Origin of the sequence: Sphingobacterium litopenaei (genome assembly GCF_014692495.1) — a bacterium.
Taxonomy (GTDB): domain Bacteria; phylum Bacteroidota; class Bacteroidia; order Sphingobacteriales; family Sphingobacteriaceae; genus Sphingobacterium; species Sphingobacterium litopenaei.
In genome coordinates, this window is sequence record NZ_JACOIJ010000006.1 from 90278 (window position 1) to 110983 (window position 20706).

The 20706-nt window shown below is 33.7% G+C and carries 16 protein-coding genes and 1 tRNA gene; 5 read left to right on the forward strand and 12 right to left on the reverse strand.

What is annotated here, in order from left to right:
• Positions 1 to 65: 65 nt before the first annotated feature.
• The 4 genes from H8B04_RS05125 to H8B04_RS05140 all read right to left on the reverse strand — a co-directional run bounded on the left by H8B04_RS05125 (position 66) and on the right by H8B04_RS05140 (position 3423).
• Positions 66 to 1169 (reverse strand): ligand-binding sensor domain-containing protein, encoded by a 1104-nt coding sequence (locus tag H8B04_RS05125; protein WP_223815282.1) that lies wholly within the window; start codon positions 1167 to 1169, stop codon positions 66 to 68.
• 199 nt (positions 1170 to 1368) lie between these two features.
• Positions 1369 to 1680, reverse strand: a complete 312-nt coding sequence (locus H8B04_RS05130; RefSeq protein WP_165291676.1) for a hypothetical protein — start codon at positions 1678 to 1680, stop codon at positions 1369 to 1371.
• A 67-nt stretch (positions 1681 to 1747) separates the two neighbouring features.
• Positions 1748 to 1951 carry a hypothetical protein gene (locus tag H8B04_RS05135; RefSeq protein WP_165291677.1) on the reverse strand — a complete coding sequence of 68 codons (204 nt, stop codon included), beginning with the start codon at positions 1949 to 1951 and terminating at the stop codon, positions 1748 to 1750.
• 338 nt (positions 1952 to 2289) lie between these two features.
• Positions 2290 to 3423 (reverse strand): MBL fold metallo-hydrolase, encoded by a 1134-nt coding sequence (locus H8B04_RS05140; protein WP_317166115.1) that lies wholly within the window; start codon positions 3421 to 3423, stop codon positions 2290 to 2292.
• A gap of 268 nt (positions 3424 to 3691) precedes the next feature.
• Between H8B04_RS05140 and H8B04_RS05145 the strand changes: the two genes are divergently transcribed.
• Positions 3692 to 4054 (forward strand): MerR family transcriptional regulator, encoded by a 363-nt coding sequence (locus H8B04_RS05145; RefSeq protein ID WP_165291678.1) that lies wholly within the window; start codon positions 3692 to 3694, stop codon positions 4052 to 4054.
• A 694-nt stretch (positions 4055 to 4748) separates the two neighbouring features.
• Here H8B04_RS05145 and H8B04_RS05150 read toward each other — a convergent pair.
• The 6 genes from H8B04_RS05150 to H8B04_RS05175 form a co-directional block, all read right to left on the reverse strand.
• A complete protein-coding gene (locus H8B04_RS05150; RefSeq protein WP_190301673.1) occupies positions 4749 to 6896 on the reverse strand; it encodes a nuclease-related domain-containing DEAD/DEAH box helicase in 2148 nt (715 codons plus the stop codon).
• 400 nt (positions 6897 to 7296) lie between these two features.
• Positions 7297 to 7809, reverse strand: coding sequence for a hypothetical protein (locus tag H8B04_RS05155; protein WP_223815283.1), 513 nt, complete (start codon positions 7807 to 7809; stop codon positions 7297 to 7299).
• A gap of 230 nt (positions 7810 to 8039) precedes the next feature.
• Complete coding sequence (locus H8B04_RS05160; protein ID WP_190301675.1) at positions 8040 to 9107, reverse strand: leucine-rich repeat domain-containing protein; 1068 nt, start codon at positions 9105 to 9107, stop codon at positions 8040 to 8042.
• Positions 9108 to 9302: 195 nt separating this feature from the next.
• Positions 9303 to 9965, reverse strand: a complete 663-nt coding sequence (locus H8B04_RS05165) for a DUF4919 domain-containing protein (RefSeq protein ID WP_190301676.1) — start codon at positions 9963 to 9965, stop codon at positions 9303 to 9305.
• Positions 9966 to 10306: 341 nt separating this feature from the next.
• Positions 10307 to 10837, reverse strand: coding sequence for a hypothetical protein (locus H8B04_RS05170; protein ID WP_190301677.1), 531 nt, complete (start codon positions 10835 to 10837; stop codon positions 10307 to 10309).
• 500 nt (positions 10838 to 11337) lie between these two features.
• Complete coding sequence (locus H8B04_RS05175; RefSeq protein WP_190301678.1) at positions 11338 to 15075, reverse strand: nSTAND3 domain-containing NTPase; 3738 nt, start codon at positions 15073 to 15075, stop codon at positions 11338 to 11340.
• A gap of 451 nt (positions 15076 to 15526) precedes the next feature.
• On the opposite strand from H8B04_RS05175, the gene H8B04_RS05180 reads away from it, so the two are divergent.
• Entirely contained in the window at positions 15527 to 16366 is an 840-nt protein-coding gene (locus tag H8B04_RS05180; protein WP_190301679.1) for a tyrosine-type recombinase/integrase, read from the forward strand.
• A gap of 182 nt (positions 16367 to 16548) precedes the next feature.
• Here H8B04_RS05180 and H8B04_RS05185 read toward each other — a convergent pair.
• A tRNA-Pro gene (locus H8B04_RS05185) sits at positions 16549 to 16622 on the reverse strand.
• Between the two features lie 308 nt (positions 16623 to 16930).
• Here H8B04_RS05185 and rplS point away from each other — a divergent pair.
• Positions 16931 to 17284 carry a 50S ribosomal protein L19 gene (gene rplS, locus H8B04_RS05190; protein WP_165291884.1) on the forward strand — a complete coding sequence of 118 codons (354 nt, stop codon included), beginning with the start codon at positions 16931 to 16933 and terminating at the stop codon, positions 17282 to 17284.
• Positions 17285 to 17350: 66 nt separating this feature from the next.
• Here the strand turns inward: rplS and H8B04_RS05195 are convergent, their stop codons facing one another.
• The gene (locus tag H8B04_RS05195) at positions 17351 to 18337 is read right to left on the reverse strand and encodes a potassium channel beta subunit family protein (RefSeq protein WP_190301680.1); all 987 of its coding nucleotides are present in this window, start codon (positions 18335 to 18337) and stop codon (positions 17351 to 17353) included.
• Positions 18338 to 18441: 104 nt separating this feature from the next.
• Here H8B04_RS05195 and H8B04_RS05200 point away from each other — a divergent pair, with 104 nt between their 5' ends.
• Both H8B04_RS05200 and H8B04_RS05205 read left to right on the forward strand, forming a co-directional pair.
• Complete coding sequence (locus tag H8B04_RS05200; protein ID WP_190301681.1) at positions 18442 to 19536, forward strand: carbohydrate-binding family 9-like protein; 1095 nt, start codon at positions 18442 to 18444, stop codon at positions 19534 to 19536.
• Positions 19529 to 20602, forward strand: coding sequence for a family 10 glycosylhydrolase (locus tag H8B04_RS05205; protein ID WP_190301682.1), 1074 nt, complete (start codon positions 19529 to 19531; stop codon positions 20600 to 20602). The genes H8B04_RS05200 and H8B04_RS05205 overlap by 8 nt, the downstream gene beginning before the upstream one ends.
• The last annotated feature ends 104 nt before the right edge of the window (positions 20603 to 20706 follow it).

Genomic DNA, 20706 nt, shown 5'->3' on the forward strand with positions numbered 1-20706 from the left:
ATTTATTAGTGAAGTTGATTTGAAAAGAATGTTCAATTAACAAGTAATCCACCCAATTTTAAAAACTACTGTTTGACTTCATAATTCTTAAATTGCTTTTCAAAAGTTTTTCCGTTAAACTTAAATATATTACCATCGGCCATTCCAAAAAGCAAATTGTTTTGGTTGTCTTTATAAATGGTCCAAATCATGGGTTTAGATGGATTATCGCTAATTGAATAGCTGGTAAACTTTAGACCGTCATATTTCCAAGCCCCAGTATATAAATCACCAAACCAAATATTGCCATCCAAATCTTCTTCTATAGCAAAAGGGTGTTCAAGCGTACCGGGTAGTGATTTATTACCTCCTCTTCTGGTGCTTGTTGGGTGGATTAAATTATTCTTTTCAGAAAAATTAATGATGGAATTATTTTCAATTAGCAAAACGCCAATTCCATTATTTCCTATCCAGATCCGACCTTTTGAATCGGCTAATACAGTTCTTATATGCAATTGCTCATTATCCTTTAGTTTTAATTTTTCAGCATCAAAGATGTTTACCATTTTGTTATCATAACTAAATAATGCTGAATAAGTTGCAATCCAAATTTTACCGTCTTTATCTTTTGAGATACCCGTAACACCATAAGATTTATCAGGTTGTTTATTTTTGGGTTTTGGAAAAATCAGATAGTTCATATTTATGCCGTCAAAACGATTAATTCCATCTTCTTCCCAAGCATAAAACCATAAATCTCCATGGGTTTTATTCCAATCTAATATTCCATTGTTATTTTTAGATGGGTAATTAGTAAGCTTCCCTTTTTCATATACACTTATTCCGTTTGCAGTTCCAAACCAAATTCTACCATTCTCATCCTCTTGGATAGATCGAATTTGATTGTCGGATAACCCTTCCTTTGTTGTAAAATAATCATATGATTTCCCATTATAAAAGCTTACACCTTCATTATGACTTCCCAACCAATAATTGCCTTTACTGTCCTGAAAAATAGCACGTATTGCAGAAGTAAATTTTAAAGTATCAGTTTTTGAAGTTGCGATCGGTTCGGGATTGATAGTTTCTATTTTGGTAGATTTCTTTTCAACGCAAGAAAAATTTAGCGTTAATACGAATATTAGATATATCAATTTTTTGTTCATTTTGGCTTTTGGAATATGATTCATAATGTCTGCGGGGCTTGGCTTCAGAGGTGAATTTCGAAGCATAAAAGTTTCAAAACTATTGAGACGATAAGCAAACCCAATTAACAGATTAAATTTAAGAAAAAAGTCAATATAGCTGGCTTTTAGTGGAATAGAAAGTTAAACTTCAATTTTCATCTTAAACGCCTGACGCAAAACCCGTTTTAGCTGCTGCCAAATCTCACATCGAATATAATGTTTGCAAAAATGTCCCATAAGTTCCGATATCAATCAACTCGTCTTTGTCAGAATTTATTGCAAGTCCGAACATTTTAGTTTCTTCGTCAAAATAAATTTTGTAGCCATTTCCGTCTTCAGTTCCTTCAAGCACAGTCCATAATTCGTAAACGTTAATAGAGTCATTAGCGTTTTTATATTTCTGTTTTGTAGGCTCGATCAAACACTTTGTTAAGTCAAGTCCAGATACATTATTTATATCAGGTTCGGCAATTATTTCACTATTTATTATGTCTCTAATATCCTCGGCTGTCATTCTATGAGTTTTAAATGTTTGATAAGATTTTTTTCAACTTCTTCCGCAGACAAATTATTAAAGTCACTCAGGGTGTATATGGAAATTCTTCTGTTGATGGTGGGTTTGACAGCGAAACATAAAGCACACTGTCAACTCTTCCGTTGTCAGTTATATAAACTGTATATTTTTTTGTTTTATCTGCAAGTCCAATTGCTGTATTGTCAGCGTCCCAATAGTCCGTTACGAGCATATTTTCTGAACCATACTTATCTAAAAGATGGTCTGTCAATTGCTTTATTGGTTAAGTCTTTTGTTCCAAGTTCTAAATTCTTGTTATTAGATTGTTGTCTCTATTGGTTGCAGCTAACATTTTTGAGCTTAGCGTCAGTGGCGGAAATTGAAGCATCCCGATAAATATCGGGATCAATTTAGCGATACTGTAAGCAAAAGCCAAATAATTGAATAAATTTAAGAAAAAAGTCAATATAGCTGGCTTTAGTCGAATAGAAAGTTGTAACTTTAATTCCTCCCTTAAACCGCCATTGCGCCAATACGATGCTGCGCGATCAGCATTATTTATTTAGTGTTAACGTTTTAAGACTTTTAGTCGTTAGATAATAGGTCTTTCTAATTCAGTCCTAACCACCATTGCTTAAATTGTTGCGTAGTATCTTTTAGATAAACTAATTCCCCAATTATTGGAGTTACTAAGGGAATGTTATACGATTTATTAAGTTCTGATAATTTAACTAGCGGCTCGTCCCAATCATGACTTGCTAATGCAAATTTTGAGGAATGGACAGGAAAAATCCGTTTCGCATTTAAGTCCTGGGCTGCTTTCAACACGTCTTTGGGCAGGTTATGAATGTATTTCCAAGCCTCATTGTATTGTCCATTGTCTAAAATGGCTAAATCAATAGAACCATATTTATTGCCTATTTCTGCATAATGTGTGTCATACCCGCTGTCGCCACCAATATAAATTTTCATGCTTGGGGTTTGTAATACATACGAAGCCCATAAAGTGTTGTTCGTAGATAAACCTCTACCCGAAAAGTGTCGGGCAGGCTCTACAAAAGCAGTAAAACCGTTATTCAATTCTACTTTTTCGTTCCAATCCTTTTCAATTATTTTACTACTATCGTATCCCCAATGTTCAAAATGAGAGCCTACTCCTAAACCACAAATCACTTTTTTTGTTTTCTCTTTTAATGCAATTAGTGTTTCATAATCAGCATGGTCGTAATGGTCGTGAGAAATAAACAAATAATCAATACTAGGCAAGTCGGCAACAGTGTAAATGTCCGTACCTGTGAATGATTTGGTCGTGCCTGGAATTGGCGAAGCATTTCCACTAAAAACAGGGTCAACCAAAATTCGCTTTCCATCAATTTGCATAAAGTAAGACGAATGTCCGAACCACACTAAAATATCCTTATCAACTGGCAAATTCAGCAAATCTGTTTTCACGGAAGTAATGATGTCGGACGGGTTATGTCTTGGTTTGTCTTTTAAGTAGGCTTCGTAAAGCACTTTAATCCAACTATGTCCTTCGGCAAGAGTAGGTGTATGATTTAAATTTTGGAATTTCCCCTTTTTAAAATTCGGTGATTGTTGCATTCTTTCAAGCCGTGTTCCACTTGGGCTTTTCCCGAATTTAGCTTGCTGCATATACAGCCCAGTTGCTATAAGCAATGCTCCAATGGTGATGAATGTTATTACCACTAATCTCTTGAAAATTTTTAAAAAATTCTTTTTCACTTCTTATCATTCAAACAACTACCGTTTGCTCACGTTAATCCGAAGTTGTTTTTTTAACTTTATTATTATTGATTTCATACGTCAACAAAAAACAGCCCGTCAATCAGAATAATATTTTTCAAATTATTGAAAATACTTCTACAACATATTTGTACTCATAACCTGCAGATTTTAAAGTTAATCCATAAAAATATGATGTATATTTAATACCTACAAGTATGAAGTATGGTATATACTTCATATTTTTTTTCAACAATAATACTATATTATGTTAATAAACGAATTATCAAAGCGGACAGGTGTCTCTATTCCGACATTGAGATACTATGAAAATTATGGTTTGTTCAAAGGCGTTTCTGATGAAAAAGTAAAAACAAACAACTACAAAGACTACGATGAAAGTATTGTAGAAAAAATTGAAATGATAAAAGGTGCAAAGGAAGCGGGCTTTACCCTGTCAGAAATTAAAAAGCTGATTGACAGTTGGTATAATAATCGTCTTTCTATTGATAAGAAAGTAGAAGTAGTAAAAAATAAAATAAATGAAATCGATAGCAAAATTCGTCAATTAAAAAATGTCAGAAAATTACTTTCAGAATGTATTGTTGCTATTGAAAAAGGAGATTGTTAATCTAAAAGTGGTATAGCCTGACTGATAACCTATAGCCTGACTGATAACCTTTTTCTTCTTCGGGAAGTGGTGGAAATTGAAGTATAAATGTTCAGTTTTGCACAAAAGTGTATTAGAAGCACAGAGCTCCAAGATTGCACGTCAGCCCGCCTAACGCAAAAGTCGTGTTATAGGTAGCTATTATCTTTAAAAAAGATCAATAATAAAATTACCCATTTCAATACTAAACATAAACATTACAGCTATTAAAATTCCAGTCAGAATAAAAGGATTTTGTCGGTATGACAGGATTGGCTTAGCCCCGCATTCTCCAAACACCCACCTTTAGCCTTCTTCGAATTGAACCTAGGCTCTCTTCTGCCAACCCTATAAACGCAGTACTTAGGCATTGACAAAAATTCAGGCTCTTTTGCTTGCGAAGCGGTCGCCCGTTCGTTGGGGCAAGCAAATGTGCCTGAATGTGCGGTTGGCTTTTTATTTCTGTCCTTCATTTTGTTCACTGTCGTTGTCTTTTTACACTGAGCGATTGTTAGCAAGGAGCGCAGCGGATTGCTAACAACGTTTTGCAGCTACCCGAAGGTGGCGATTTCGAAGCACTTCACTGTCATCCAAGCACAAACTTTGATAGAAGCACAAAGCTTGATTTAACCACTGAACCGCCACTTTTGGGTAGGTGCTGTTGTGCGTTCGTACTTTATTTAACTTGTTCAATTAACCCCTTTATTTTATTATGATAATCTTTATTTCCGTAATTTATTAAAATCAAGTTTGCTCGACTTCTTGTGATTCCTGTGTAGAGTATTTCGTCAAAAGTCATTTGAAAATTTAAGTTCTCTAAAATTAAAAAAATGGTTTCACACTCCCAACCTTTAAAACTATGAATAGTAGATATTTTCACTGTTCCACTATTCATATGGAAATGTATTTTTTTGTTGTTGCGAATCATTTTAAGATTGCTTGTTTGTCTTGATGGACCAAAATCCTTTTTAAAATCAGAAATCTCACTTTTGTATTTTTCGAGATAACTTTGGAATTTAGCCAAGTTTGTCGAGTATTTTTCACAATAAATATTCATCTTATCTTTAAATCTATCAGGATATTCGGTAAATAAATCGTTCAAAGTGAAAAGGATACTAAGTTGATTATATGCTTTTGTTTCTGTTCTATCATTTTGTCTATTCATCAAAATAATGCCTTCTTTTAGCCATTCTGGTTTTTCGTTTTTCAAATAGTTAAGTCCCATTCGATACACCATTTCATATGTTTCAAACATTGTGTTTGTTCTTTCATTTGATGAGTATCTATAATAGGCTTCAAATTTTTTCAAAAGCGAGGTTGAATTTCCTAAAATAGTTATGTCATTAGGTGGAATATCCTTGTTTATAGCATTTTCGTGAATGATTGTATACAAAGTGCTCACACTGTCTGCATCTTGTAAATAAATATAATTTATACTTCCTTGTTGATTCCTTTCAAATGCTAATTCGAGAGTTTGTGTCTTTTGATTAAAGGTATCTATTTCATACTTGTCTTTAAAGATGTCTTTTTGGTATAATATTGCTAAATCTTTGATTTTAAAATCAGAACGGAAACAATTTTTTAGTTCGGTTACACCACGAACATTTGTTGATACATCTCTTGAGTCCGTTTTATTGTTGTAGATATTTTGCTTGACATCACCAAATAAAACATACTCACCGTTTTCAGCAAGAAAACATTCTTTGATAATTTCCATCCATACTCTTTTATAGTCTTGTATTTCATCAATAAGAATGACATTATATGGCTTAATTTTATCTTTGTTATCAACGAAAAGTTGTTTGTTTGAATAGTACTCTTTTTCGAAATGCTGGTCTTTTTCTTCTTCAGAAAGTTCGTTAAACCCTTCAGGAACTTTTACAGGAATACCCAAATTATTTAATTCAGAGTTTATAAATAGGTGGTAATTGGAAATCACAAAATTCTCCCAAGCAAATTCTTCTCTTACTTGACTGATTTTATCCTTAATGTAGTTTCTTAAAGTAATGTTGTAGGTCAATATTAGAACATTCCCTTTTGTTCTTTTGTGCGCTTGTACCGCCCTTGCTGCAAGAACTGTTGTTTTGCCTAAGCCAACCACCCCCTTTATTCTTTGTTCTTTTCTTGTGGCATCATAAATTATCTCAAGTTGTTTAGGGCTATAATGAATATCTTGACCTTGCTCTTTTAAATGGATTGGTGGTTTAAGGAATCTTTTAAAGCTATTGTAAATATCATCTGTAAAAAGAAAAGATGGTCGTTCTGATTTCAAATATCTATTAATAAGAAGAGCATTGAAGTCCATTTCATTTAGATTATCTCTCCCAATAAGGTCAATATTATACTTTAGAAAAGTCAAATAATTTTTGTCGTGCTTGAATGGCTCGATTAGAAAGTCATTGATTTTGTCAGAATTTGCATTGTGGAAGTAAACCGCACAAGAAACAATATTAAAATGTCTTATGTCTTTAATTTTCTTTTCAAGCAAATTTTCAATGTGTAGTTCAAATAGATTGTCTTTATATTTAAGTGCTTGCGAAATGGGTGATTTTATGTTGAAATTTTGATTTTTTACTTTCCAATTCTTTTTGTCGTCTAACTGGTAGCTGTCTAGTTCATAATCTTTAACTTCAATTATCAAAACACCTTGACCTTTTCGCATTACTACAATATCTGGTCTATCGCCATTCATAAATGGGTTGAAATACACTTCAAATGACTCGTCAAGATGTGAATCCAAAAATTTCAATAAATGTAATTCTCCTTCTTCAGGTTTTACCTTTAATGACAGTATTTTCTCGTATGAAGGTATTAATGTTGCCATTTATCTTTCTTGGTTACGGGGACTCTTAGTATGACGCACAACCGCTCGGCGAATTGGCGAAGTAGCGAAGCTGTATCGAAGATACAAAAGCGGAGCTATTTAGCCAAGTCGCTTGTTGTAAGCAGTCCGCGAAGCGGCGGCTTACGGCAAGCGACGTAAGTCGCCGAGCCATTGTTAGCAAGGAGCGCAGCGGATTGCTAACAACGAAAAAGTATTGGCGATAGTGGCGGATTAGAAAGCCAAAACTTTCAATTTTGCACTAAGCTAAGCAACAGCCTTTTATTATTTTCTAAATTTATGAAAAAAGGAAATATAAAAGGCTGTTGCGATAAAAAAAAGGAGAAACTTTCAATCTCTCCCTTAAACCGCCATTTCGCCAATACGATGTTAGGCGACGTTTTTATTTTAACTTTTTATTTCTGATTATTTGAAAATTAAATAGTCCATTTGATAAATCCAATTCTACAAAGTTTGCTTTTTTCCAGTTTTCGATTTGATCTCGTCCGAATTTTATTTCTTTAGTAAATGAATTATTTATATCTATTACTGCCAACGGAGACTTTTTACTTCGATTATATTTTGGTAACATAACTTCCTTTTTTTCTTGAATTCTATAGTTTTCCGTATTAATTTTATTACTAGAAAAGAAGTAATTAAAACCTAAAAGTAGAAAAGATAAAAAACTTCCAATTACAGAAATACAAAAAATAAAATTATTGAAATTATTCCAAGGACTTATATTTTTGAGTTTATTAATTAAAACAAAAAATGTTAAAACTCCAATTAGATAGAAAAAGCCAATTATTTCAAATCGAATAATTGTTCTTTCATATATTTTCAAATTCACTAATATTAATATAAGTGAAATAAAAAATATAGAATTAAAGTAGAGTGATTTTTTACTGATTTTCAATTTATGTTGCGTTATTTTGTAAAATGTCGCCTAACGTTTCGGGGCTTGGCGTCAGTGGCGGAAATTGAAGCGAAAAGTTTCAATTTAGCGAAACGGTAAGCAAAAGCCAATTAATTGAATAAATTTGAGAAAAAAGTCAATATAATTGGCTTTTTGCGGAATAAAATGCCGAAACTTTTATTTTAGCCTTAACCCGCCATTGCGCCAAGCCAATGTTATGCACAGTAATTTTATTTATAGACAAATGGTTTGTGTTTATATTCTGTCTTATTATATTGTTGTGCAAGTGCGTCAAAACGATTATTTTTTTTGTCACTACCAAATTTGCAAAAGACACTTTCAATAGACGTATTTTCAAGTGCTGGAATTAATTTTTCAGGTTCTTGGTTTTCCGCCAAAACATAAATGAATTCTTTTAAACTTGGTGCATTTTTCAAAGAAGACAAATCATTCAGACCCTTTAAATTTTCTAAATAAATACGCCTAAGCTTCTTGTTGTTTGAAAAATCAGGTAGTCTCGTTAATTGTTTTAGGGATTGAATAAATAAGTTCTGAAGTGTTTCCAGTTTGGAAATGAAGGAAAGGTCTCCCAAGTCTCTTACTTGCCATAGTTCCAAATACTTTATTGATTTAAGACTTTCCAAACCACTTAAATCTTTTATTCCACCTAACTTTATGTCTACTGACCATAGATGTTCTAAATTTTTCAGATAGTCAATATTGTTTGTTGAAATTGACCTTAAAACAATTTTTTTCAGATTTTTCAAATTGCTTATAGTTTCAATTCCCTTTTGTTGTCCTTCCAAATACAAGTATTCGAGATTTTCAAATTTCTGTAGGCTATTTATTTTTGGCTTTTTTGACCTTGTTTGATGAAGATAAAGTTCCGTAAGGTTTGGATTTATTTCGTCAAGAAAATCGAAGTTATCTAAGTTGAATACTCCAACTCCTAAATGTTCTAAATTCTCAAGTTGAGTTAAAACGTCTATTCCTTTTACGTCCATTAAACAGTCAGCTGAAATTCTTCTTAAGGACGGAATTCTTTGAATGAATGACAAGTCACAAGTTTCTCCATAGTGCCCATAAACTCGCAAAGAGATGTCTGGTCTTTTAGAAAAAACAACTAGTTCCAATTGTTCAATTTCTTCGTCAGATAATGGACTTACAAATTGAATAGATTGTGTTTTAGGATTATTAGCTAAATTTTCAAGGTCAATTTTCGTTACACCTTTAGAAATATGATATTGACCAACTATTTCATTTACTATCTGTACGCTCATTTTTGGATTATTGTGCATAACGTAAAAGTATTAGCGAAGTGGCGGATAAATTGGACGAAAAGTTCAATTTAGCTGAAACGTAGCCGATGTGTTTTCACAGAGCTAACTTACAAAATAAAAAGCGAATGTGTTCCACATTCGGCGGATAAAATGCACAAAAGATGAGTTTTGCACTTAACCCGCCATTTTGCCAATGCGATGTTGTGGGCAGTATTATTTTTTTAGATTTTCACTTCGTATTAATTTTTGAGAAATGTCGAAGTAAATTATATCTGAGTGATAATACTCAGTTGGAGAAATTTCAAATTTGTCACATAAACCAACTAAACTTTGTTTTTTAATATTTTCAACATCAAAATAAGTGTATATTACATCATATTCATCCGAAACGCTAATTACTTTAAAAGCAGTTTCACAAGTCAAACCATTTCCACTATAAACAATTACTTTTCTAAGTGCTCTATATCTTTCTTGAAATTTTCTCCATTCCGATTCGGGTTTGTTGAGTTTATAAAGTGAATAAGCCATTAAGTCATTTGCTTTTAAACTTACAGGATTTATTAAAAGATATTTTTCACAAGCGGAAATTAGCTCCTCGTATTTCCCTTCTTTTTCTAATTTAGAGAGTTCGATTTCTTCCGATTGATTTTTTAAATAATTTTCTTGAAAAGTAAAACCGTAATATAATAATGCATATTCTTCAAGTGTTAATTTCTTGTCAAAATTATTATATCTCTTTAAAATAGTTGGATAATAATTAGGTGAATTTTGGTTTTCAATTTTCTCTTTAATTTCAGAATAATTAATTGTTAGTTCATTCTGAGCATTGGCTTGTGAGAAAACTGATATGAATATTAAAAGTAAAAATGTTCTCATTAATTTTTAGGTTAGTTTTTAAGCTGTGTTTTTTTTTATATTGCCTACAATGGCTCGGCGACTTGGCGAAGTAGCGAAGCTGTATCGAAGATACAAAAGCGGAGCTATTTAGCCAAGTCGCTTGTTGTAAGCAGTCCGCGCAGCGGCGGCTTACGGCAAGCGACGTAAGTCGCCGAGCCATTGTTAGCAAGGAGCGCAGCGGATTGCTAACGTTTTCGGGCTTTGCGTTCGGGCGGGTTTCAGAGCACAAAGTTTCAATTTATTACAAAAGTTTAATAGTAGCACAAAGCCCAAAGTTTGCACGTCAGCCCGCCTGACGCAAAACCCGTGTTATGCGTAGTTTATTTGAATATATTTTTTAGTCTGTTCCAAAACGTGTTTTTAGTCTGAGTGTTTGTCTGTTTTGGTTTAACAGGTTCTTGATGATTTGCTGTTCTTCTACTTTGCTTTTGAAGTTCCTCGAGAAATTGTGGTGTGTCGGCAACTAACATTTCTCTTGAATATTTCATTTGGTCGTCCATATAGTAAATCAAAGCATTACTATGGTCTATTAAAGCAAGAGAAATAAGTCCGATGCAAGCACCTGCAGCAAAGTCTGCACCCCAAACAAATGAAATCGCTGTATCTTGGTCGGTTATGTCTGTTATATAATCTGCTTCGTTGTCTTCTATTGTGTTGGTAGCGATGTCAACATAAGTTTCAAAATATGTCTGATGTCCATTAATGTTGCATTCAAGTCCGTCTTCATCTATTTGTTTGTCAAGTCCACTCAATATTTTAAAGTCATACCCAAGTTTTTGGATAGTTTCTTGAATTTGTCCGTTTGTCGGTAAGTCCGCTTTTCTTATAAAAGCTATTTGTGTCATTGACATAGTTCGTCTGTTTTTAAATTACGCATAATGGCTCGGCGACTTGGCGAAGTAGCGAAGCTGTATCGAAGATACAAAAGCGGAGCTATTTAGCCAAGTCGCTTGTTGTAAGCAGTCCGCGAAGCGGCGGCTTACGGCAAGCGACGTAAGTCGCCGAGCCATTGTTAGCAAGGAGCGCAGCGGATTGCTAACAACGTTTTGGGTATTGCCGAAGGCGGGGAAATCGAAGCCGTAAGTTTCGATTTTGCACCGAGGCGAGCCAAAACGAATTTTTATGAGTTAAATTAAAAATAAAAAACGAATAAATTTCGTTTTTGGCGGAAAAGAAGGGGAGAACCTTGAATTTAGCACTTTAACCCCGCTTTTGGCAATACCTTGTTAGCCGTTCGGTGTTCTTTTCTGTTCGTACGAAAGTGTTGGCAAAGACATACTTTTTTGCAATTTTTGGCTCCTGTTTTGGCTTAGGCGAATTGCAAATATGTATGGCTTTAAGCGTTGGCTATTCAAAAGTCCTTTCTCAAAAACTTTCTTTGTCTTTCCCAATCTCCACTTCTTAAACAAGATTCAATTTGTTCATTGATATAGTTTTTAATAGGAATCAATTTTATTCCCACATCCGATTTATTAGCGATTTCCAATAAATTTCTCCATTCTGAGGCTTGGATATCTCCAATAATAACATCTCCAGAATAAGTCCCGCCATTTCCTCTCCACATTAACCTGCTAAAAGTTTCTTTATCTTGATTTAATGAAATGAATAATAGGAAAATCTCTTCAAATAATTCTTTTCTTGAATGCCTGATTAGGTCAACAACAATTTGCATCTTTTTGTAATCGTTATTATTATCGCTTACATATTGTCTAATGAAATTATCTGCTCTCAATCTATGTTCTTCTTTAAGATTTCTAAAGAATACATTGCAGTAATGCTCCAAAATGCCAAAGTATAAATCTTTCTCAATAACTAGGTCAAATACTTGGATGAGCGTATTTTCTATATCATCAATATTCCATACAAAACTCATATCACTATGGTCTCCACCAAGACTATGTCTTTCAGTGGAAGAATATAGACTTTCAACAAACTCAACTAGGAAATTTTTATCAACCTTTAATATTTCCAAAAATCCTTGTCCTTGATAATCAAAATGATGTTGAATAAGATTTTGTTGGATGTAAGCTTTTTTAATCAACTCAATGTCATCTCCAAGACTTTCAAAGTGTTTGCTGAAAAAGTCCATCCAAACTTGTAATCTTACACCTTCCTTTTCGTTTTTATCTGTAATTAATTTTAAAATTGACTGAAACAGGTTTGGCTTTACTTTTAAAAATCGCTCAAGTCTGTCAAAATGAATTGTATTGGGTTTATTCATTTTTGAAATTGTTTTAATCAATGAATCGGCTAGTTCATCATTGATTAAAGTATCATCTATGTAATCATAAAATGATAATTCCCAAAGCTCTTTGTTTTCAAATTGTGATTGCTGAATAAGTTCCCAAATTTGATTCACTGCATTTTCAACTTTCAACTGATTTCTAAAAGTAACTCTTGGAACATAGTTAATTTGATTATCATTTTCAATTACTTTCTTTAACAAGGCAAGACCTATTTTTAGGTCTTTTGAGCAATTTTCATCAATAACAAAATCTAGTGAATTGTTATAACTCCAATTATTGTCTGCTGAATTCTTAAGTAAAATGAAAGTATCGTAAAAATCGTTGATTTCGTCCTCGTTGGATAAAATGAATGAGCTTCTAATTTCCGCCTCTTTTAATCGATCATATTCTCGAAAATCATCAAATTCATACATTTCCTTATCTCTAAATCTGTCCCAATCAATTTTCAAAAAGGCTAAGTATGTTTCATTAACAAATCTGTTCGTTAGATTTGAGAATTCAAGTAAATCAAAATCGTGTCTTCTAAACCATCTTATTTGGTTTTGAACATATTTACAATGCTCAAAATTTTCATTGGTTAAATGTTTGTCAATTATATTGAGTACAAATGGAATGTCGAATGACATTATCTCTTTATTGACATCCGGATGAACCTTTGAATAATTCTTTAAAAGACTAAAAGCCATTATAGGTCGAGATTCAAAACTACTTTCTAAAGTATTCCAAATTTTTGTTCTGAATTCCTGAATAGTCTTATTGTTTGGAATTGGATACTGATAGTGAATAAAACTATTTTTTCTTCCTCCTTTAAATTGTTGAAATTTATGAGAAAGGAAAGTTTTTGCTAGTTCGTAAAAGGATGTAGAAAGTAACTCATCATTCTTTTCAACTCCTTCTATTAGAATATCAAATAGAGTTTTTTGTCTATAAAAGTTCGAGTATTCATCATCTCTATCAAAAATCAAAAATTCTCTAATTTTATGTATTAATTCGGGTAATTTATCTGGTTTACGTGATACATACTCAAATAATAATCCAATTGAATCCTTTAAATTCTTGCTATTAAGACGAAAAAAATTACCTAGTAATTCAATGATTTCATCCTTGTTATAATTGAACTGATTTGTTTCATAAGAAGTATCGTATGTAGTTTCTGCTACTTTCGGAAATGCTTCTATTTGCTGATATGTAAACTCTAAAGTTTGGTCTTGTAAATAGAACCAAAATGAATTGAGAAAATCAAAAGATTTGTTGCTGTCAGAACTAATGTGATTCCAATATTTTACTAAGTCGGGTTTAATTTTGTCCATTACATTTTGTGGACCAAAGGTATTGTTGGCAGGAATTATACTATCTGTAAATCTATTTTTATAATTCTCAAAATAGTTGTTTAAGAGAGTGTTAAATGAAAGTAAATTATCCTTGATGAATGCTTTATAAAAGAAAAAAGTCGCAAGATTTTGCTCTGGCACTTTCACGTGTTCAAATTGAATTTCCACCAATTCTAATTTGTCGAGAGTATCAATTATGTCAATAAAATCATTATACGAAACATCAAACTCTTTTAAAATGGATTCTGTTACTTCTCTATTTTTATATGGAATAGTATAAAAGAAAGCAATTAGTCCAAGACATTTTATGTTTAAAGGACTTTCAAACTCGCCATCATCTTTGATGAAAGTTGAAAAATATTTTTCAAATAAATCGGAAACATTGTGTAAGGCATATAAATTTTGCTCTTGCTTAGCTAAAAGCGAAGTCATTATGGCCAATCTTGGATTTCCATCAGAAATTCTTACTATTTCTCTATGGTAATCAGGGTTTAATATTTCAAATGGCTTAGATTTTATTATGTCAATAATTTGTTCATCTGATAGCTTGAATAAATCTATTCGTTGAGTTGAAAATTCTTGACATTTTCTTCCAATTTCTTGAAACGCATAATCCCTAACTGTAATTATTATCTTAAGTTTCCCTTTTCTATTGGCCTTGAAAAAACCTGTTATTTGTTCAAACGCATCAATTCTGTTTGCATCATCTACAAAAAGTATATAATCTTTGTCTACATCAAAATATTGATACAAATCGTCAAGTAGAGTATGACTTTTGTAAGAAACACAGTAAGCCTGAAAAGAATGGTTTTTTGATAGATAATTATTGATAGCTTCAATTGCTAATTTCGTTTTTCCAACTCCTGGTGCTCCTGTAAGAATTATAAAGTCGTGACTATCTATGGCATTACTTAATTCTTCGAGTTCTGATTCTCTATGTAAAAATGTATTGTTTAATGGTGTTGCAATACCTTTTGAAGCTCTATCATACTCCTTGATGAAGTTTTCTATTGAAACTATTTGACCTGTATCTAAAGGTAGACCCAAATAATAATGAGCTAAATCTCTATGATTTAAGTGAAGTTCTAAAGCTAGTTCTTGTAGCATCAAATAACGAATTCTAACATCAGCTTTATAGCTTTGAGCAAGCGTATTCAATTCGGTTATTTTATCTTGGTCTATGTTCCAATTAAAGCAAAGAATGATTTCTTGAATTTTTTCAACAGGGATTTTCGTCTTGTCTGGGTCAAAACAAGCTTTTATGTCATTGGCAAGCTTGTTTTTTGTGCTTGTATCAGTTGTTATTTCAGAGTACAAATAATTTCCGTTAGGTAATTGAAAGAAAGTATCAGGTGTTCCTTTTGTTGTCTTTTGTTTTCCTGTTTGACTTCCTGTCCTAGATATTGCCAAGTAATTATTATCCCTAATAGTTAAATAACTATCACATAGTTCTTGAAAGACAGTTCCGTTTATTTCTTTTAGTCGATTTTCTATTGTTTGCAGTCTACTCATATTGGTCATTTACTTAGAGCGTTGGTAAAAAACAGCTCTTTTGGTTTTTCAGTGTTGGCTTTTGTGTTGGGAAAAGCCAAATGTGCTGTTTGTGCGTTTGGCGTTTACACTGACGGCTAATGGCTCGGCGACTTGGCGAAGTAGCGAAGCTGTATCGAAGATACAAAAGCGGAGCTATTTAGCCAAGTCGCTTGTTGTAAGCAGTCCGCGAAGCGGCGGCTTACGGCAAGCGACGTAAGTCGCCGAGCCATTGTTAGCAAGGAGCGCAGCGGATTGCTAACAACATCTGTTTTAACGAAACGAATATACGGAAAATTTCGCTTAACCAACCCTATATACGTGTTTCGTTATTTGACTTTTCTTTCTACATAAGATATTGATATATTTGTATTTAAAAAATAAAACCGCACAAATAGCGAAACAAAATATTATAAAATACTATCTCCCTGATATGAATAGCGAAATCATACTTGAAACCTTCGAAAAGAGATTGCTGATGCAGAGATATGCTGGCAATACCATTAGATCGTACAAGGATTACGCTAGTATATTTCTTAAACATGTTAGCAAATATCCCTCCCTTGAAGAAATTCCACTGTCAGATATTGAGGCGTTTATAAACGAAAAAGTTCAAAATGGGAAAATTAGTGTTTCCTATCAAAAAGGATTAGGGGGCGCAATCAAGAAGATGTACGAACTGATATTGGACAAAAAAATCCAATTGGATTACTTATACCCGAAACGCTCATTTTCTAAATTACCTAAATTCTTTTCAAAAGAAGAAGTAAGAAATATTCTCGATAACACTCAAAATCTAAAACACAAGGCTATTCTGATGACAATCTATAGTTGTGGACTACGTCTTAGCGAACTGTTGAATCTCAAAATCAAAGACATAAAATCTTCCGATGGAATTATCAGAATCCATCAAAGCAAAGGTAATAAAGATCGGATTGTATCATTACCAGACAAATTGCTGGCGACTTTGAGACATTATTATCAAGCATTCAAGCCAAAGGAGTACCTCTTCGAAGGTGAGAAGGGTGGCAAGTATAGCGAACGAAGTGTACAGTTGATTCTGAAAAAAGCATTGATCAAAGCAAATGTTCAGTCGGAAGGCTCTGTACATACATTGCGACATTCTTATGCCACACATTTAATCCAATCAGGTATCGATATCCGAATTGTAAAAGAGTTATTGGGTCATGAAAATATAAAAACGACTATGATCTACACTCATATCACTGACATAGACAAGCAAAAGACTCCTAGCCCTCTTGATTTTTTATAAGAATAAGATGAACTTTTCACGCTCTATAGAAACAAGCATTATGCTCCAATCATTCTTTAAGAAGGGTTATTCTTCTAGCTTAACTTAACTTTGCTTAGGTTATTGAATAATCAATATTCAGATATAATTTGTCCGAAATGTGTCCGAAAAAAGAAAAAGCCACTGATAATCAGTGGCTTTTGTCGGGGTGGCAGGATTCGAACCTACGACCTCCACATCCCAAATGTGGCGCGATACCGGGCTACGCTACACCCCGAAAAGGTATCACCTTTGTTTGATTGTGATGCAAATATACGGCGATTTCTTTACTTGTCAAGACTTTTTTCACATTTGTCCATTAACCCACTGATTTATTGTAAAATAATTTTTCACGAACCCTAATCCGGGATTTTTCAAAAAATGCTTTTTAATAATATAGGAAAAATCAGATATAATTCCTACCTTTGCACTCACCTTCGAAGTGAGGTGACTTTTTAATAAAAGATTTTTAAAATTAAAATAAAAGCTGTAATATTGCATTCCGATTTTTACAGGATATAAATCGTTATATAATTACTCGAAATCATGGATTTAGTAAAATTTGTAGAAGAACAAGCGGTAGTAAGAAATGAGATTCCCGCTTTCAAAGCAGGAGATACCATCAGCGTGCATTATAAAATTCGCGAAGGAAACAAAGAGCGTGTTCAGGTGTACCAAGGTGTAGTTATCCAATTAAACAGCGAAGGTGCTAACGCTACTTTTACCGTTCGTAAAATCTCAAACGGTGTAGGTGTTGAACGTATTTTCCCTGTAAACTCTCCTAACATTGAAAAAATTGACGTAAACAGCGTAGGTAAAGTACGTCGTGCGAAATTATTCTATTTGCGCGGCCTTACTGGTAAAGCTGCTCGTATCAAATCTAAACGTATTGCAAAATAAGTTTAGACGTACTCGAGACGTTTCAAAACATAAAAAAGGATGTAACAATGTTACATCCTTTTTTATTTACCTTAATATCTCTGGCTTTGTACCCATTATTTCATCAATCTTCGCTAACACTTCCGGTGTCAACAAAGGTAATACCTCTAAAGCTTTCAGATTTTCATTTAATTGACTTTCTTTAGTAGCTCCTAGTATGGCAGTAGTTACATTTGTATTGTTGATACACCACGCAATAGACAATGTAGGTAAACTTACACCCAGTTCATCAGCCATCTTAGCCAATTCAATTACCTTAGCAATTTTGTCATCTAATACGGATCTTTCTTTTAGCCATTCATAACCTTCCAAAGACATTCTTGATCCTTCAGGAATACCGTTATTATATTTTCCAGTTAATAAACCCGAAGCTAAAGGACTCCAAATCGTAGTACCCATGCCGATATTTTGGAAAATGGACAAGAATTCAGCTTCCATTTTGCGACGGTTGAATAAATTATATTCTGGTTGCTCCACCGCTGGACCTTCTAAACCTAATTCTCTTGCGACCATATGTGCTTCCATTATTTCCGCAGCAGACCACTCGCTCGTACCCCAGTACAATATCTTTCCTTGCTGAATCAATGCATTCATCGTACGCACCACCTCTTCCATAGGTACATTTGGATCCGAACGATGGCAATAATATAAATCCAGATAATCTGTTTGAAGGCGAGTTAAAGCCTCATGACACGCTTCCATCAAATGTTTGCGACTTAAGCCATGTTGATTAGGCTTTTTATCTTCACCCTTCCATCCAAAAAAAGCTTTACTGGACAAGACATACGAAGTACGATCCCAGTCTTTTTGCTTTAAGATACGCCCCATCATTTCCTCAGATTTGCCTGCAGAATACACTTCAGCATTATCAAAGGAATTTACGCCAGCCTCGTACGCTATCGACATTAATCTATCATTATCCTGATCATCAGTTTGACGAGCAAATGTTACCCAAGACCCAAAAGACAATACGCTCAATTGCAGTCCCGATTTCCCCATTCTTCTATATTCCATAGTTATCTTATTATTTTATTTAAATGTAAAAAATCTATAGCATTTACTTTGTAAACGAATGAAAAAGTTAGGCACAACAAATTAAATATGTAAATTGTATGACCATGAATAAACTTTTTCCGATCATACTTTTCTTCATTATAGGGGGTGCGAATTTCGTAAATGCACAACATACTATCCAGCACGTACAGGCTTTGCAGGGTGATCCCAAAGTGTATACGGCAAAGAAAATATCTCAAGAAATCGAAATTGATGGTAAGATGGAAGCGATTTGGAATAACGCGCCATGGTCTTCAGAATTTATGGATATTGAAGGTGTTCACAAAACTAAACCCAAATACCAAACTCAATTTAAAATGCTTTGGGATGAAGCTAACTTATACATCTATGTAAAATTGGAGGAGCCACATATTTGGGGCACTTTAAAACAGCACGATGCAATTATCTATCACGACAATGACTTTGAAATTTTTATCAAGCCAAAATTATCCTCACCCGTTTATTATGAAATTGAAATCAACGCACTCAATACCGTTATGGATTTGCTTATGCCCAAACCTTACCGTTTTGGTGGACAAGCCGTAATGCATTGGGACACCAAAAACATAAAATCAGCCGTACACGTGGATGGTACGTTGAACAATCCGAATGATATAGATTCCTATTGGGCAGTAGAAATGGCTATACCTTTTACTTCACTAGGGAATTTTGGTGGTAACCCTACCCCAAAAGTAAATTCTTATTGGCGAATAAATTTTTCGAGAGTGCAATGGCAACATGATATTATAAATCAAAACTACATTCGAAAAAAAGAAAACGGAAAAATCATTGAAGAAGATAATTGGGTGTGGTCGCCAATTGGACTTATTAACATGCATTATCCTGAAAAATGGGGTTTCCTCAAATTTGCAGACGATGATTTGCAGAGTGCGTTACCAGTGTATTATAACATCGAAAAAACAGCTTGGAATATTCATTATTTACAACAACTATATAAAAATAAACATCAGTACTACACAGCTGATTTGAAACTTTTAGAAGGATTTTCTTCTTATGTAGAAAAAAATTTATCAAAGTACGATATACAAATCACCTTATCAGCAGACATGAAGTTCTATCATATACTTTTAAAAGAAAAGGGAAAAAACTATTATTTCACCATAGATAGCCACGGAAATTATACTACGAATTATGAATAACAGACGATCATTTCTGAAAGCAGCCGGAATGGGGCTGGCCACTTTACAGCTAAATCCTGCCCAACTATTAGCTCAAACTTCACCTTCCTTTACATTTGATTATTGGCTATGGATCAGGCCCAATATTAAAGAATCGGAAGCACAGATAAAAAAGAAACTTCAAAGCTATAAAGAAGCTGGCGTACGAGGACTATTCTTTGAAAATTACAGCAAGAAACATTTTCAGCTTACCAAAGAATTGGGAATGGAAGCACATCGGTGGATGTGGACAATGAATCGTGGGGAAAAAGAATTATTGGAAAATCATCCAGAATATTACGCTGTAAGCCGTTCAGGAAAATCCTGTGCGACTAATCCGCCTTATGTGGGATATTACAGATTTTTGTGTCCTTCGCATCCCGATGTTCCAAAATATCTGGAAGAAAAAGCACGAGAACAATTAGCCATGGATGATGTGGATGGATTGCATTTGGACTACATTCGTTATCCCGACGTGATTCTTCCGGTTAGTCTTTGGGAAAATTATAATTTGGACCAATCAACCGAATTAGCTGATTACGATTTTTGTTATAGCAAATACAGCAAAGAAGCTTTTCTAAAAGAAACAGGAATCGATATTGATAAAGTTCAACGTCCTGAGCAAAGCCTTTCTTGGCGAGCATTCCGATACGGACAAATTACAAAGGTAGTAAACCGTATTTGTGAAGTAGCAAAAGAATATCAAAAGCCCGTAACGGCAGCTGTCTTCCCTACTCCAGATTTGGCTCGACGCATCGTGCGACAAGATTGGCCAATGTGGAATCTTTCGGCTGTCTTTCCGATGATTTATCACGGATTTTACAAAGAACCCATTCATTGGATCGGCACTGCTGTAGAAGAAGGCGTAAATTCTTTAAAAGGAAAATATCCATTGTACGCTGGATTGTATTTACCTGATTTCAAGAATTTAAATGAATTAGAACAAACTATTCGATTAGCGAAAACCAAAGGTGCAGCTGGCGTGTCGCTCTTTGGGGAATCCGAATTTGATGCGCCTACTATTCAATTATTGCAAAAACTTCGTTAGTCAATTTCTTGCCGCTGACCTGTCAAAGTCATGCAAGAAATTGTTAACAAATGATTATAATTTCCCTAATCCCGAAAAAAATATTACCTTTGTATCCCGTACAT

What these genes read in the sequence shown, in the direction of transcription:
- H8B04_RS05205 (WP_190301682.1), top strand. Translation starts at nt 19,529, where the DNA reads ATGAATAACAGACGATCATTTCTGAAAGCAGCCGGAATGGGGCTGGCC.
- H8B04_RS05170 (WP_190301677.1), bottom strand. Translation starts at nt 10,837, where the DNA reads ATGTCAATGACACAAATAGCTTTTATAAGAAAAGCGGACTTACCGACA.
- H8B04_RS05125 (WP_223815282.1), bottom strand. Translation starts at nt 1,169, where the DNA reads ATGAATCATATTCCAAAAGCCAAAATGAACAAAAAATTGATATATCTA.
- H8B04_RS05165 (WP_190301676.1), bottom strand. Translation starts at nt 9,965, where the DNA reads ATGAGAACATTTTTACTTTTAATATTCATATCAGTTTTCTCACAAGCC.
- H8B04_RS05160 (WP_190301675.1), bottom strand. Translation starts at nt 9,107, where the DNA reads ATGCACAATAATCCAAAAATGAGCGTACAGATAGTAAATGAAATAGTT.
- rplS (WP_165291884.1), top strand. Translation starts at nt 16,931, where the DNA reads ATGGATTTAGTAAAATTTGTAGAAGAACAAGCGGTAGTAAGAAATGAG.
- H8B04_RS05130 (WP_165291676.1), bottom strand. Translation starts at nt 1,680, where the DNA reads ATGACAGCCGAGGATATTAGAGACATAATAAATAGTGAAATAATTGCC.
- H8B04_RS05180 (WP_190301679.1), top strand. Translation starts at nt 15,527, where the DNA reads ATGAATAGCGAAATCATACTTGAAACCTTCGAAAAGAGATTGCTGATG.
- H8B04_RS05195 (WP_190301680.1), bottom strand. Translation starts at nt 18,337, where the DNA reads ATGGAATATAGAAGAATGGGGAAATCGGGACTGCAATTGAGCGTATTG.
- H8B04_RS05150 (WP_190301673.1), bottom strand. Translation starts at nt 6,896, where the DNA reads ATGGCAACATTAATACCTTCATACGAGAAAATACTGTCATTAAAGGTA.
- H8B04_RS05145 (WP_165291678.1), top strand. Translation starts at nt 3,692, where the DNA reads ATGTTAATAAACGAATTATCAAAGCGGACAGGTGTCTCTATTCCGACA.
- H8B04_RS05200 (WP_190301681.1), top strand. Translation starts at nt 18,442, where the DNA reads ATGAATAAACTTTTTCCGATCATACTTTTCTTCATTATAGGGGGTGCG.
- H8B04_RS05175 (WP_190301678.1), bottom strand. Translation starts at nt 15,075, where the DNA reads ATGAGTAGACTGCAAACAATAGAAAATCGACTAAAAGAAATAAACGGA.